This window comes from Streptomyces sp. NPDC048623 (assembly GCF_040650755.1).
Lineage (GTDB): Bacteria > Actinomycetota > Actinomycetes > Streptomycetales > Streptomycetaceae > Streptomyces.
In genome coordinates this window covers 254,442-266,911 of sequence record NZ_JBEZHV010000004.1, presented here as the reverse complement: position 1 = coordinate 266,911, position 12,470 = coordinate 254,442, and the positions used below count along the sequence as shown (strand labels likewise).

Here is a 12,470-nt window from a genome sequence, read left to right as displayed (position 1 = left end):
GATGTCCGAGTTCAGGATGCCGTCCCTCGGGGCGGACATGGACGAGGGCACGCTGGCGCAGTGGCTCGTGCATCCTGGCGACAAGGTCACGCGGGGCGACATCGTCGCGATCGTCGAGACGGCCAAGTCCGCGATCGAGGTGGAGTGCTTCGACAGCGGGAGGATCGACGCGCTCCTCGTCGAAGAGGGCACGAGCGTGCCGGTGGGCACTCCGCTGGCCGTGATCGCCGCGTCCGCCGACGAGCGTCCCCGCACGGCCCCCGTCACGGCGCCTGACACGACGCCTGTCACGACGCCTGACACCGCGCCCGTCACGACCCCGGTCACGACCCCCTTGGTGCGCCGCATCGCCGAGGACCGGCACGTCGACCTGACGGCGGTCCACGGCTCGGGCCCGGGCGGACGGATCACCCGGGCGGATGTGGAGGGCCCGGAAGCACGGCGTACGCCCACGCCGGGTTCGAAGGCGACGGCGCCGGGACGGCAGCCGGCGTCCGCGCCGAGCGCGGGCGGGCCGGCGGCGCGGGTGAAGGCGTCGCCGCTGGCGAGGAGGCTCGCCGCCGAGCTCGGTGTCGATCTCGCGGAGGTGACCGGTACGGGCCGGGACGGCACCGTACGGGCGGACGACGTCAGGGCCACCGCTTCCCCGGCCAGGCGGCCCTCCCAGGTCGCGCAGGCCGCCCGGGCCACGCAGCCCCCTCCTGCGCTCCCGAACGCGGCACGGGCGGCGACCGCCCGTCTGATGTCCCGCTCGAAGCGGGAGATCCCGCACTTCTACCTCTCCACGACCGTGGACATGACGGCCGCCCTGGACTGGATGCACGCCCGCAACCGTGAACTGCCGTTGTCCGCCCGCCTGGTGCCGGCGGCGCTCATGTTCAAGGCGGTCGCGCTGGCCGCGCGCGAGGTGCCCGACCTCAACGGGCACTGGATCGACGACGCCTTCGCCCCGGCGGACGAGGTCCGCCTCGGAATCGCGGTCTCCCTGCGGGACGGCGGCCTTGTCGCCCCCGCGCTCGCCCACGCCGACACGCTCTCCGTGGCCGAGGTGATGGCCGCGGTCAAGGACCTGGTGGCGCGGGCACGTCGTGGCCGTCTGCGGTCCTCGGAGACCGCAGACCCCAGTATCACCGTCACCAATCTCGGCGACCAGGGCGTCGAGGCCGTGTTCGGCGTCGTCTACCCGCCGCAGGTCGCCCTCGTCGGCCTCGGCCGGATCGTCGAGCGCCCTGTCGCCGTCGACGGCCTCCTGGGCGTGCGCCCCCTGGTGACCGCGACGCTCTCCGCCGACCACCGCGCGGCCGACGGTGCCACCGGCGCCCGACTGCTGACCGCCCTGGACCGACTCCTGCAGCACCCGGAGGAACTGTGAACCACGACGAGGCAAGGACGTGCGTCCGGCAGGCCGTCCGACGCGTCGTCCCCGACGCGGACTTCACCGGGCTCGACCCCGGCGCGTCCCTGCGGGACACGTTCGAGATGGACTCGCTGGACTTCCTGGAGTTCGTCGAGGCACTCGCCGAACTCAGCGGAACGGAGCTCACGGAGGACGACTACCCGGTCCTCGTCACCTGGGACGGCTGCGCCGCTCGCCTGGTGGCCGGAGCCGGTGCGTCCGTGCAGGGAAGGAGCCGGTGATGCGGCATCGCAGGATCGGCCAGCTGATGACCCGTGAGGTCGTGAGCGTACGCGGCGACGCACCGTTCAAGGAGATCGTGCAGCTGCTGACGCGGCACCAGGTCACCGCGCTGCCCGTGGTGGACGCCGGGAACCGGGTGATCGGTGTCGTCTCGGAGGGCGATCTGCTGCGCAAGACCGCCGACCAGGCCGACGCCCCGGGAGACCTCCCGCCCATGCCGGGGCTCAAGGCGTGGGAGCGCGTGAAGGCCGAGGGAACACGCGCGGAGGAACTGATGTCCGCGCCTCCGGTGTGCGCACGTCCCGAGTGGACCGTGGTGGAGGCGGCGCGTCTCATGGAGATACAGGGCGTCAAGCGCCTTGCCGTCGTCGACGAAGGGGACCGGCTGGTCGGCATCGTGAGCCGCCGGGACCTGCTGGGGATCTTCCTGCGCGAGGACGACGACATCCGCCGCGAGATCTCCGAGGACGTCCTCGGCAGCACCCTCGGCCTCGATCCGGCCGCCCTGTCCGTCGAGGTGCACGACGGCCGGGTGGAACTCGGCGGCACGGTGGCGTTCCGGGGCATGATTCCGGCGATCGAGCGGATGTGCGCGACGGTCGACGGGGTGGTCTCGGTCTCCTGCACCCGGCTCCTGTACGAGAAGGACGACGTCTCGACAGGCGGTGGCCGGCCGTGACGCGGGGCGTCACGTCCTCCCCCGCCCGCATGCGTGGCGGGGGGACCCGCATGACCGAGCCGGGTCACCCGAGGGAGTCGCCCGCGGCCGCGCTCCGCCCGGGCGCCGCCTCCGAAGCCGGCGCGCTCCCGCGGGCGGAGGTGTGCGAGACCCACACCGCGGTCGTCTTCTTCGTCGGCGACCGCGCCTACAAGCTGAAGAAGCCGGTCGACCTCACGTTCGTGGACTACACCACCGTGGAGGCCCGCCGGGCCGCGTGCGAGCGGGAGGTGTCGCTCAACCGGCGCTTCGCACCCGATGTCTACCTGGGTACGGGCGAGTTCCGCGCACCTGACGCGACGGCGCCCGAGCCCCTCGTCGTGATGCGCCGTATGCCGGCGGAGCGCCGCCTGTCCCGGCTGGTGCGGGACGGGGTGGTCGTCGACGACGCCCTGCGGGCCGTCGCCCGACTGCTCGCGGCCCACCACGCGAGCGCCCTTCGCACGCCGGAGGTGGACGCGCAGGGCACCCGGGACGCCCTGTCCGGGCGCTGGGAGGCGAGTTTCGCGCAGGTCCGGGCTCTGGCCGAAGGGGACCCCGTACCCGAGGGGGTGGCGGAGACAGAGGAGCTGGTCCGCCGCTATCTCGCCGGCCGCGAACCGCTGTTCGACATGCGGGTCCAGCAGGGCCGGATCGTCGACGGGCACGGCGACCTGCTCGCCGAGGACGTCTTCTGTCTCGACGACGGCCCGCGGGTGCTCGACTGCCTGGAGTTCGACGACCGCCTGCGCTACGTCGACGGTCTCGACGACGCCGCGTTCCTGGCCATGGACCTCGAACGGCTCGACGCGCCGGAGTCGGCGGCGTTCTTCCTCAGCCGGTACGGCGAGTACTCCGGAGACCCCGCGCCCCCTTCCCTGAGCCATCACTACGTCGCGTACCGGGCGTTCGTCCGCGCCAAGGTCTCCCTGATCCAGGCCCGTCAGGGTGCGCCCGGCGCGGACCTCGCGGCACGGCGGCTGGTCACGACGACCCTGCGCCACCTGCGCACGGCCGCGGTCGGTCTGACGCTCGTGGGCGGGCTTCCCGGCAGCGGGAAGTCCACGCTCTCCGGCGCGCTGGCCGACCGCCTGGGCGTCACCCTGCTCAGCAGTGACCGTCTGCGCAAGGAACTCGCGGGCATCCCGGCGGACCAGCCCGCCCCCGCCCCCTACGGCGAGGGCCTGTACACGCCCGAGTGGACCGACCGGACCTATGCGGCCCTGCTCGCACGCGCGTCCGCCCTGTTGTCCCGGGGCGAGTCCGTCGTCCTGGACGCCACCTGGTCCCACGCCCGGCAGCGTGAGGCCGCCGCGCGGGTCGCCGAGCGCACCAGCGCCGACCTCGTGGCCCTGCGCTGCCGGGTCCCGGACGAGATGACGGCGGCCCGTCTGGAAGCCCGTACCGCCGGGCCGTCCGACGCCGGGCCCGACGTGGCGCTCGCCATGGCGGATCGGGAGCCGCCGTGGGCGGAGGCCGTCGCGATCGACACCAGCGGCTCGCTGGAGGCCGCCGTGACGCGGGCACTGTCGCTCGTACGCCCGTACGGCACGGGGCCCCTGGTCTTCCGCCGCCCGTACCTGGAACCGGACTAGCGGAGGAGCCCGCCGATGCGTGTGTCGGAGTCGATGAGCCGTCCGGCGGTGTCCGTTCCGGCAGGGACGCTCCTGGGACAGGTCGCCCGGCGGATGGCCGAGTACGACGTCGGCTCCGTCCTTGTCACGGAGGGCGGCACGCTGCGCGGCATCGTCACCGACCGGGACCTCGCGGTGCGCGTACTCGCCCGTGGCCTGGACGCGGACGAACGGGTGGAGGCGGTGATGACCTCGCCCGTGGTGACGGTGAACGTCACCGACGACATCCACGTGGCCTACCGGACCTTCCGCAGATCCGGGTTCCGGCGCCTGCCCGTGCTCGACGGCCGCCGGGTCGTGGGCGTCCTGACCGTCGACGACATGCTCATGGACGTCTTCATGCGGCTGGCCGACCTGCTCGGCCCGGTCGCCTGGAGCGTCCTGGAGGAACCGTCCGGGCCGCCCTCGGCGGGCCCTGGTCCACGAGGGACCCGAGGGACCTGAGCGGCCCCGCCCGCCGGGACCCTGTCGGCCCCGCCCGCCGGCCCGCCGACGTCCTCACGCCGATCCGCGCCGGTCATCCCTTGACGACCCCGAGCGGCACCAGCCGCGCGACCAGCGAGGCGAGCCCCGCGCTCTCCGTGACGGCGGCCACGGCGTCGACGTCCTTGTAGGCGTCGGGCGCCTCCTCGGCGAGCGCCCGCCAGGACTTCGGCCGGACCGCGATGCCGTGCGACTCCAGCTCCTCGTGCAGCTCCTCACCGCGGACATGGCGCAGCGCCTGGTGGCGGCTCCAGACGCGTCCGGCACCGTGGGCGGAGGACCAGAAGGCCTCGTTGCCACGGGTGCCGGCCATCACGTACGAGGCCGTCCCCATCGTGCCGGGCACCAGGACGGGCTGCCCGGACCGGGCGAGGTCGTCCGGCAGGTCCGGGTGCCCGGGCGGCAGGGCGCGGGTGGCGCCCTTGCGGTGGACGCACAGCCGACGCCGTACACCGTCCACCTCGTGGGTCTCGATCTTCGCCATGTTGTGGGAGACGTCGTAGACCAGGTCCAGCTGCGCCCCGGTGGCGACGGCGAAGGCGTGGCGTGCGGCCTCGGTGAGCAACTGCCGGTTGGCGCGCCCGTAGTTGGCGGCCGCCGCCATCGCTCCCAGGTAGGCGCGGCCCGGCGTGGAGACGGCGGGCGCGCAGGCCAGCTGCCGGTCCGGCAGCTGGATGCCGAAGGAGCGCAGGGACTGGTCCATGACGCGGACGTGGTCACTGCACACCTGGTGCCCCAGACCGCGCGACCCGCAGTGGATCATGACGCACACCTGGCCGGCGTGCAGCCCGAAGGCGGTCGCGGCGGTCTCGTCGTACACCCGGTCCACGGCCTGCACCTCCAGGAAGTGGTTGGCCGACCCCAGGCTGCCCACCTGCCGCAGCCCCCGGTCCACCGCCCGCTGGCCGACCTGCGAGGGATCGGCCCCCGCCAGCGTCCCACGGTCCTCGCAGCGCTCCAGGTCACGGGGCACGCCCCGGCCGCGCTCGACCGCGTAGGCGGCACCGGCGACCATGAGTTCCTCCAGCTGGGGGCGCCCGGACAGCTTCCACAGCCCGCCGGGTCCCAGGCCGCGCGGGACCGTGTCGCCGAGGATGTCCATCAACCGCCGCGTCGACGGGGCCAGCGCGCCACGGTCGAGGTCCGCGGCGAGCAGCCGGACCCCGCAGGAGATGTCGAACCCCACGCCGCCGGGCGAGATCACCCCGCCGGCGTCGATGTCCGTGGCCGCCACGCCACCGATCGGGAAGCCGTATCCCCAGTGCACGTCGGGCATGGCGTACGAGGCGCGGACGATGCCCGGCAGGCTCGCCACGTTCCTGACCTGCTCCAGCGCCTGGTCCCCCGCCCCTTGCGGCAGCAGCTCGCGGGTCGCGAAGACGACCCCGGGCACGCGCATGGGCGCCTGCCGCTCGATACGGAACCGGTACGGCGTCTCCTCCACCAGAGTGGTGGCCATGCCCGTCACCTTCTCTCCGCGGTACGGGCGAGGTGCGGTGCGGTGCGGTGATCGCGGGGCGGGCGGTCCCGGTGCCCTTCCAGTACACCGTCCGGAGCACGGTTCCGCGCGCGGAGGGGCTCGCGAGGCACGGGGGGCGGGCGGGAGTCATACGTCGAGGGTCACCGCGCAGGTCCAGCCGTCCGGGCCGCCGGTCATGGTCAGATCGTTCAGCGTGACGGCCTTCGGAGCGGCACCCGTCACGGGCAGCGCCCCGGCGTCGGCCGTCCACAGGACGCCCCGCACGCCGCCGTCGGCCGGGGCCAGCTCCACGTCGACCGGGACCTCGCCGTCGGTGTCGAGCCGGTAGACGACCTCGTCGAGCAGGGCGACGAGCACGTCCTCGTCGCTGCCCGCCTTCACCTCGATGTCCCGGCGCCGGTCACCGACCGCCTTCGTCAGGTCGAGGAACGAGGCGCAGACCCCGCGGACCGCCTGCGCCAGGCACTCCTCGCGCGTGCGACCCCACGCCTCCACCCGCAGGTCCGCCGTGTGCGGGACGCCGCGATATCCGCCGCGTCCACCGCCACCGCCAACGCCACCGCCACCGCCGCCGCTCGCCGGTCCCGGCATGGCCCCGCCTCGCTCCCGTGTCCCGTCCCACCGACCGTATGCCGTCATGGGGGCACTACGCGCCCCGGCGGCCGCCGCGCGGGCGCGGAGTCGTCGACATCAGCCAGGTGACCGTGCGGCTGACGTCCGACGCGGAGACGATGCCGACCAGCCTGCCCTCGTGGAGCACGAGGACGCGGTGCTCCGCGCCCGGCTGGACGCGGGGCAGCAGGTCGGCCAGCGGGTCGTCCGCGCCGGCGACGGTGACCTGGGACAGCGGCACCATGATCTGTTCCATGGTCACCGTGTGGCGCCGGTCCTCCGGCACCTTCCTGGCCGAGTCGAGCGTCATCAGGCCGAGGGGCACGGCGCCGACTCCGTCCCCGTGTCCGTATCCGTCACCTTCTCCGCCTCCCCCTCCGTCGTCTCCGGTCACCGGGAACGCCGAATGGCGGTAGCGGTACCGGGAGCCCGCCAGGAATCCGGCGACCGTGAGGCCGGCCGGCACCGTCACCGGGTCCGGCGTCATGGCCTGCCGTACCGGAATCCCGGCGAGCAGCCCACGCAGCTGCGCCTGCTGTCCCTCCACGGTGGCGGCCGTGGACAGGAACCAGCCGATCATCGCCAGCCACAGTCCGCCCCCGACATCCCCACGCACGAACAGCAGCAGGCCCACCACCATCAGCAGCCACCCGAAGGCGCGTCCGGTCGCGGTCGCCCCCGCGGTCGCGCGCAGCCGGTCTCCCGTACGCCACCACAGGAAGGCGCGCAGCAGGCGCCCGCCGTCGAGCGGCGCGGCCGGGATGGCGTTGAAGACCGCGAGCAGGATGTTGATCACGGCGAGCCAGACCGCCGCCTCGACGACCAGGCCCGGCGCGGACGTCAGGTCGAGCAGCCACGCGGCGAGGGTGAAGAGACCACCCAGGAGAAGGCTGACCAGGGGGCCGACCCCCGCGATCCGCAGCTCCGCGGCCGGGTTCGGCGCCTCCGCCTTGAGCCGGGCCGCGCCGCCGAGCAGCCACAGCACGATGTCGTCCACCTCGACCCCGTTGCGCCGGGCCAGGATCGCGTGTGCCAGCTCGTGCGCGAGCAGCGAGGCGAAGAAGACCAGGGCGGCGAGGAGCCCGACCGCCCAGTAGGCCGGCCACCCATGACCCGGGTGGGCCTCGGGAAGGCGGCCCTCCGCGAGCCCGAGGGTGATCACGGCGAAGATCAGCAGAACGCTCCAGTGGACCCCGATCCGGATCCCCGCGACACGCCCCAGAACGAACGTCGGCCGCATGGTGCACTCCCGAGTCAGATGGACGACGGACGCGCGCCCGTCGCTCCTGTCGGTGCGGATGCCCACTGTCTGCGGACGGATTCCTCGTGCTCCGCCTGCTCCAGGCTCTGTTCTGCGGCGGCCAGTTCTCCGCCGAGGCGCGGGATCCAGTGGTGGCGCAGCGCGCGGACGCGCTGCCGTGTCCTGCGGACCTCGGCGGCCACGAGGCGGGACGCCTCGTGCGCGGCGGCGTACTCGGCGGCCGCCTCGACCAGGTCGCGATAGGCAGCCTCTGCCTGGGTGAGGGCGGTGTTGCGCGGGGGCGGGTCGTCCGGCGACCGGACGGCGGGTGCGCACGTCACGCCGGAGGGGTGCCGTACGCCCATGGCGGTCGTGTACGCGAACGTGACCGTCGCCCGGCCGGCCGCGGCCCCTGGGGCGAGGGCCGCTTCCCCGCTCAGCAGCATGCCGCGCACCAGCCAGGTCTCGGCCTCGCGGAGCCGGGACGACCAGAGCCGGGCCGCGGCCTCCTCGGCCTCCCGCAGCACGCGTTCCCGGTCCAGCAGGAACATCAGCTTGCGTTCCAGTACGCCGGCTCCCCGCAGCGCCGTGTCGAGCTGCCGGCGCACGCGCAGCCGGCCCGCCCGGCCCGGCGGAATCCGCCGCCCGCTCATGAGCCCTCCTCCTGGTCCTCCGCCACGGCCCCCGTCACGGCCTCCGCCACGCCTTGTGCCACGCCCTCTGCCACCTCGGCCGCCTCCGTCCTGGCCCGGAGCAGGGCCTCCGGCAGCATCCCGAGCTCGCCCTCGGGCAGCGTCAGCAGCACGTGCCACGCCTCGTCGAGTGCCCCGCTCAGGGGGCGCGGCTCGCCGGGCCGCTGCGCGAGGAAGCGCCGCAGGTAGGCCTGTCGCAGGTCCAGGTACCGGCGGTCCACGGGGCTCAGCGCCTGCTCTCCGATCAGATCGGCGAACTCCCGCACCTGCCGCGCCCTGGCGAGGGCGGCGATCAGCTGCGCGGCGACCGGAAGGTGGTCCTCGCGTGTCCGTCCCTCCCCCGCGCCCTTGCGCATGAGCCTGGACAGCGAGGCGAGCGCGTCGACCGGAGGGTAGACGCCCTGGGCGTGGATCTCGTTCGACAGCACGATCTGGCCCTCGGTGATGTATCCGGTCAGGTCGGGGACGGGATGGGTGATGTCCCCGGCCGGCATGGTGAGCACCGGGAGGACGGTGACCGATCCCGGCCGGCCGCGGATCCGGCCGCAGCGTTCGTACAGCGAGGCCAGGTCGCTGTACAGATAGCCGGGGTAGGCGCGCCGCGCGGGGATCTCCCCGCGGGCGGCGGAGACCTCGCGCAGCGCTTCCGCGTAGGCCGTCATGTCGCTCATGACGACGAGGACATGACGGCCGCCGCGGAACGCCAGGTCCTCGGCGACCGTGAGGGCGAGGCGTGGCGTCAGGAGTCGTTCGATCACCGGGTCGTCCGCAGTGTTCAGCAGCAGGACGAGATCGCCGTCGGCGGAGCGGTCCGCGAGCCCGTCGCGGACGAGCACGGCGTCGGCGTGGGTGAGCCCCATCCCGGCGAAGACGACGCTGAAGGGCTCGTCCCCGCACGAGGACTGGGCGGCGATCTGGATCGCGAGTTCGAGGTGGGGCAGGCCGGCGACGGAGAAGACGGGCAGCTTCTGGCCGCGTACCAGGGTGGTGAGCACGTCGACGGCGGCCACGCCGGTCAGTACCGGCTCCGTCGGCGGCTCTCTGTGCGCCGGGTTGATCGGGGTGCCGCCGATCGCCGCCCGGACCCGGCCCAGGACCGGCGGTCCGCCGTCGACGGGATCGCCCCGCCCGTTGCACACCCGGCCCAGCCAGCCGTCGCCGACCGGCACGTGCAGGGGTGTCCCCGCGAACGCGACCCGCGTGGTGTCCGGGCTCATCCCGGCGGTGTCCTCGAAGACCTCGACCACGGCCAGGTCCCCGTCGACCTCCAGGACCAGTCCGTGGCGCTGTTCGCCGGAGTCGAGGGTGATCCGGACGTACGCGTCCCAGCCCACGCCCGTGACACCTTCGACCACCACGAGCGGGCCGTGCAGCTCCCGTACGGCGGTGTACTCGACCTCGTAGCCGCCGCTCATGCCGAGTGCTCCGCCGCCTGCTCCCCCGCCGGCTCTGCCGACCGCTCCCCCGCCCGCTCCGCCAGTCGCGCGAGCACCGTGTCACGGGCCGTGGTGACGGCGGCCGTGTCCTCGGGCCCCGCCGCGTCGCGGGCGCGCAGCACCGGCGTGAAGTCGACGGCCTCGACGCTCTCCACGTCCGTGCCGGCGTCGACGAGGACGGCACAGCGGTCGATCACGGTCAGGACCGCGTCCGCGAGAGCGGCTGTCTTCCGCGGGGTGCAGTAGGCGTCCCGGGGCGAGAGCGCGCTCTGCTGGAGAACGCCCTCGCGGATCAGCCGGCCGCCGAGCACGCTGACACGCTCGCCCGGCGGCAGGGCGGTCAGGCCGAGGAGTTCGACCAGGCCGGCGAGCCGGTCGGCCTCGGCCAGGCGCGCCGCGACCCGGGCACGCCGCTCGGTCGCCGCCTCGGGCTCTCCCTCCGCCGAGACGGCGGTGTCCCGGGAGAACGAGTCGGGCCAGGAGACGGCGGGGTAGTGACGGGCGTAGGCGAGGTCGCGGTCGAGGGACCACAGGCACCGTACGAAGCGCTCCGTGTGCGCGGTGACGGGTTCGGTCAGGTCTCCGCCGGGCGGCGAGACCGCTCCGATGACGGTGACGGAACCCCGGGTGTCGCCGAGGGTGCGTACGGCGGCGGCCCGTTCGTAGAACGCGGCCAGTTCGGAGGCCAGGTCGGCCGGGTAGCCCTCCTCGGCCGGCAGCCGGCCCATGCGGGCGGCGAACTCCCGCAGCGCCTCCGCCCAGCGGGAGGTGGAGTCGGCGATCACCACGGTGTCGAGCCCCATGTCCCGGAAGTACTCGGCGACCGTGGCCCCGGTGTGGACGCTCGCCTCGCGCGCCATCATCGGCATGTTCGAGGTGTTGGCGATGGTCACGGTGCGGTCGGAGAGCCGGCCGCCGGTGCGCGGGTCCTCCAGCTGCGCCAGCTCGTCGATCACGTCGGCCATCTCGTTGCCGCGTTCTCCGCAGCCCACGTAGACGATGACGTCGGCGTCGCACCACTTGGCGATCTGCTGGAGCAGCAGGGTCTTCCCGGTGCCGAAGCCGCCGGGAACGGCGACCGTGCTCCCCCGGGCCACAGGGAAGAGCAGATCGATCACCCGCTGTCCGGTGGTGAGCGGATCGCGGGCGGCGAGGCGTTCGCGTACGGGGCGGGGTACGCGCACCGGCCACTCGGACGCGATGCGGACCTCGGTGCCGGCGACCACCGCGAGCACCTCGTCCGGTCCGTACCGGCCCTCCGGCGCGATGCGCTCGACGGGTCCCGTGCAGCCGGGCGGCACCAGGAGGCGGAGGGGGACCGTGCGCGTCGCCCCGCCGCCGAGGTCCCGGGGGTCGCCGAGGTCGCCCAGATCCCCGAGGTCGCCGAGCAGCCCGCCCTCCGTCAGATGCTGTCCGGCGGTCGAGCGTGGGGTGAAGGCCCAGGTCCTTCCGCCTTCGTCGGGCGGGGCCGCGGAGGCTCCTGGTGACAGGCGTTCGCCCGCGCCGCCGAGGGGCCTGAGCAGACCGTCGAACACTCCGCCGAGCAGGCCGGGGCTCAGCCGCACCGAGAGCGGCTTGCGCAGGCGCCGGGCCGGGTGGCCGGGGGCCAGACCGCCGGTGTACTCGTACGCCTGGAGGGTGGCCGCCTCGCCCTTGATCGCCACCACTTCCGCGGTGAGCCCGGCCTCGCCCAGCAGGACCAGCTCCCCCATGGCCAGGCCGTCGGTGTAGTCGATCTCCACCAGGGGGCCGGCCACCCGCCGCACCCGGGGCGGCGGGGTCACGGCGTCCACAGGGCCTCCGCCTCCGCGCCGAACCGCTCAAGGGCCCGGTCGCTCAGGGTGTCGGGGGTGAGGTCGACCCGGCGGCCCGGGGCCACCATCGTGAGCCCGCCCTCCGGGCCGGGGGCCGTCGCGGCCCGGGGCCCGAGCAGCGCGAGGGCGTGCCGCCGCAGGCGGGCGCGGGCGGTCCGGTCGGCGGTCGCCCGGCGGACCCGCTCACGTACCCGGGCGCGCAGCTCGGCGTACGCCTCGGCCTCAGCCGCCAGTTCGAGGCCTCTGGCGGCCCTCAGGGCGGCGGCGCGGCGCTCCCTCGCGGCCGCCGCTCCGTCCGCCTGTCCTTGGCGCCGGGCCCGCTCCACGAGCGCGGCGCACTCGTCACGGGCCGCGGCCAGGAGCTCCTCGGCCTCGCGGGCGGCCTGCGCCAGGGCGGCTTCGGCGTCGGCGCGTGCCGCGCGGAGCAGCGCGTCGCGCACCGGGTCGAGCTCCCCGCCGGCGGTTTCCCGCCGGTCCCGCCAGTCCCACCGGTCCTGCCGTGCCGCCCGGTCCCGTCGCGGGCTCATCGCGGCATCACCACCGTGAGGAAGCGGGCGTCCTCCAGTTCCGGCCCCAGTGCCTCGGCCGCCGCAGAGGTGACGATCACGAGGGACACCTGGTCCGGCAGCGACCGCCATGCCTCGCGTACCTCCTCCGCGTGCTCCGCCGGGAAGACGTCGACTCCGGCCAGGACGAAGCCGCGCACCCGCATGTGCTCACCGACGGCCGCGACGGTCCCCATC

At 74.5% G+C, this 12,470-nt stretch carries 13 protein-coding genes; 5 read left to right on the top strand and 8 right to left on the bottom strand.

Annotated elements, in window-relative coordinates:
• Nucleotide 1 precedes the first annotated feature (1 nt).
• The 5 genes from AB0C73_RS08300 (at nt 2) to AB0C73_RS08280 (ending at nt 4,414) form a co-directional block, all read left to right on the top strand.
• Nucleotides 2–1,372: a 2-oxo acid dehydrogenase subunit E2 gene (locus AB0C73_RS08300; RefSeq protein WP_362526127.1), complete on the top strand. Its 1,371-nt coding sequence runs from the start codon at nt 2–4 to the stop codon at nt 1,370–1,372.
• Complete coding sequence (locus tag AB0C73_RS08295) at nt 1,369–1,638, top strand: phosphopantetheine-binding protein (protein ID WP_362526126.1); 270 nt, start codon at nt 1,369–1,371, stop codon at nt 1,636–1,638. The genes AB0C73_RS08300 and AB0C73_RS08295 overlap by 4 nt, the downstream gene beginning before the upstream one ends.
• Nucleotides 1,638–2,318: a CBS domain-containing protein gene (locus tag AB0C73_RS08290; protein WP_362526122.1), complete on the top strand. Its 681-nt coding sequence runs from the start codon at nt 1,638–1,640 to the stop codon at nt 2,316–2,318. The genes AB0C73_RS08295 and AB0C73_RS08290 overlap by 1 nt, the downstream gene beginning before the upstream one ends.
• Nucleotides 2,319–2,458: 140 nt before the next feature.
• The gene (locus AB0C73_RS08285; protein WP_362526379.1) at nt 2,459–3,931 is read left to right on the top strand and encodes an AAA family ATPase; all 1,473 of its coding nucleotides are present in this window, start codon (nt 2,459–2,461) and stop codon (nt 3,929–3,931) included.
• 15 nt (nt 3,932–3,946) lie between these two features.
• Nucleotides 3,947–4,414, top strand: a complete 468-nt coding sequence (locus tag AB0C73_RS08280) for a CBS domain-containing protein (protein ID WP_362526121.1) — start codon at nt 3,947–3,949, stop codon at nt 4,412–4,414.
• Between the two features lie 73 nt (nt 4,415–4,487).
• Here the strand turns inward: AB0C73_RS08280 and AB0C73_RS08275 are convergent, their stop codons facing one another.
• The 8 genes from AB0C73_RS08275 to AB0C73_RS08240 all read right to left on the bottom strand — a co-directional run bounded on the left by AB0C73_RS08275 (nt 4,488) and on the right by AB0C73_RS08240 (nt 12,469).
• Complete coding sequence (locus tag AB0C73_RS08275; protein WP_362526119.1) at nt 4,488–5,912, bottom strand: RtcB family protein; 1,425 nt, start codon at nt 5,910–5,912, stop codon at nt 4,488–4,490.
• A 147-nt stretch (nt 5,913–6,059) separates the two neighbouring features.
• A complete protein-coding gene (locus AB0C73_RS08270) occupies nt 6,060–6,524 on the bottom strand; it encodes an archease (protein WP_362526117.1) in 465 nt (154 codons plus the stop codon).
• 55 nt (nt 6,525–6,579) lie between these two features.
• Nucleotides 6,580–7,785, bottom strand: a complete 1,206-nt coding sequence (locus tag AB0C73_RS08265) for a site-2 protease family protein (protein ID WP_362526115.1) — start codon at nt 7,783–7,785, stop codon at nt 6,580–6,582.
• 14 nt (nt 7,786–7,799) lie between these two features.
• A complete protein-coding gene (locus AB0C73_RS08260) occupies nt 7,800–8,438 on the bottom strand; it encodes a V-type ATP synthase subunit D (protein WP_362526113.1) in 639 nt (212 codons plus the stop codon).
• Complete coding sequence (locus AB0C73_RS08255) at nt 8,435–9,892, bottom strand: V-type ATP synthase subunit B (protein WP_362526111.1); 1,458 nt, start codon at nt 9,890–9,892, stop codon at nt 8,435–8,437. The genes AB0C73_RS08260 and AB0C73_RS08255 overlap by 4 nt, the downstream gene beginning before the upstream one ends.
• Nucleotides 9,889–11,706: a V-type ATP synthase subunit A gene (locus AB0C73_RS08250; protein WP_362526109.1), complete on the bottom strand. Its 1,818-nt coding sequence runs from the start codon at nt 11,704–11,706 to the stop codon at nt 9,889–9,891. Before AB0C73_RS08250 ends, AB0C73_RS08255 begins: the two co-directional genes overlap by 4 nt.
• Nucleotides 11,694–12,254: a hypothetical protein gene (locus AB0C73_RS08245; protein WP_362526107.1), complete on the bottom strand. Its 561-nt coding sequence runs from the start codon at nt 12,252–12,254 to the stop codon at nt 11,694–11,696. The genes AB0C73_RS08250 and AB0C73_RS08245 overlap by 13 nt, the downstream gene beginning before the upstream one ends.
• The gene (locus AB0C73_RS08240; protein ID WP_362526104.1) at nt 12,251–12,469 is read right to left on the bottom strand and encodes a V-type ATP synthase subunit F; all 219 of its coding nucleotides are present in this window, start codon (nt 12,467–12,469) and stop codon (nt 12,251–12,253) included. Before AB0C73_RS08240 ends, AB0C73_RS08245 begins: the two co-directional genes overlap by 4 nt.
• Nucleotide 12,470: the final 1 nt, after the last annotated feature.

Bases quoted from the DNA above. Each gene is read 5' to 3' on its own strand.
- AB0C73_RS08300 (WP_362526127.1), top strand. From the start codon at position 2: ATGTCCGAGTTCAGGATGCCGTCCCTCGGGGCGGACATGGACGAGGGC.
- AB0C73_RS08290 (WP_362526122.1), top strand. From the start codon at position 1,638: ATGCGGCATCGCAGGATCGGCCAGCTGATGACCCGTGAGGTCGTGAGC.
- AB0C73_RS08280 (WP_362526121.1), top strand. From the start codon at position 3,947: ATGCGTGTGTCGGAGTCGATGAGCCGTCCGGCGGTGTCCGTTCCGGCA.
- AB0C73_RS08275 (WP_362526119.1), bottom strand. From the start codon at position 5,912: ATGGCCACCACTCTGGTGGAGGAGACGCCGTACCGGTTCCGTATCGAG.
- AB0C73_RS08270 (WP_362526117.1), bottom strand. From the start codon at position 6,524: ATGCCGGGACCGGCGAGCGGCGGCGGTGGCGGTGGCGTTGGCGGTGGC.
- AB0C73_RS08265 (WP_362526115.1), bottom strand. From the start codon at position 7,785: ATGCGGCCGACGTTCGTTCTGGGGCGTGTCGCGGGGATCCGGATCGGG.
- AB0C73_RS08260 (WP_362526113.1), bottom strand. From the start codon at position 8,438: ATGAGCGGGCGGCGGATTCCGCCGGGCCGGGCGGGCCGGCTGCGCGTG.
- AB0C73_RS08255 (WP_362526111.1), bottom strand. From the start codon at position 9,892: ATGAGCGGCGGCTACGAGGTCGAGTACACCGCCGTACGGGAGCTGCAC.
- AB0C73_RS08245 (WP_362526107.1), bottom strand. From the start codon at position 12,254: ATGAGCCCGCGACGGGACCGGGCGGCACGGCAGGACCGGTGGGACTGG.
- AB0C73_RS08240 (WP_362526104.1), bottom strand. From the start codon at position 12,469: ATGGGGACCGTCGCGGCCGTCGGTGAGCACATGCGGGTGCGCGGCTTC.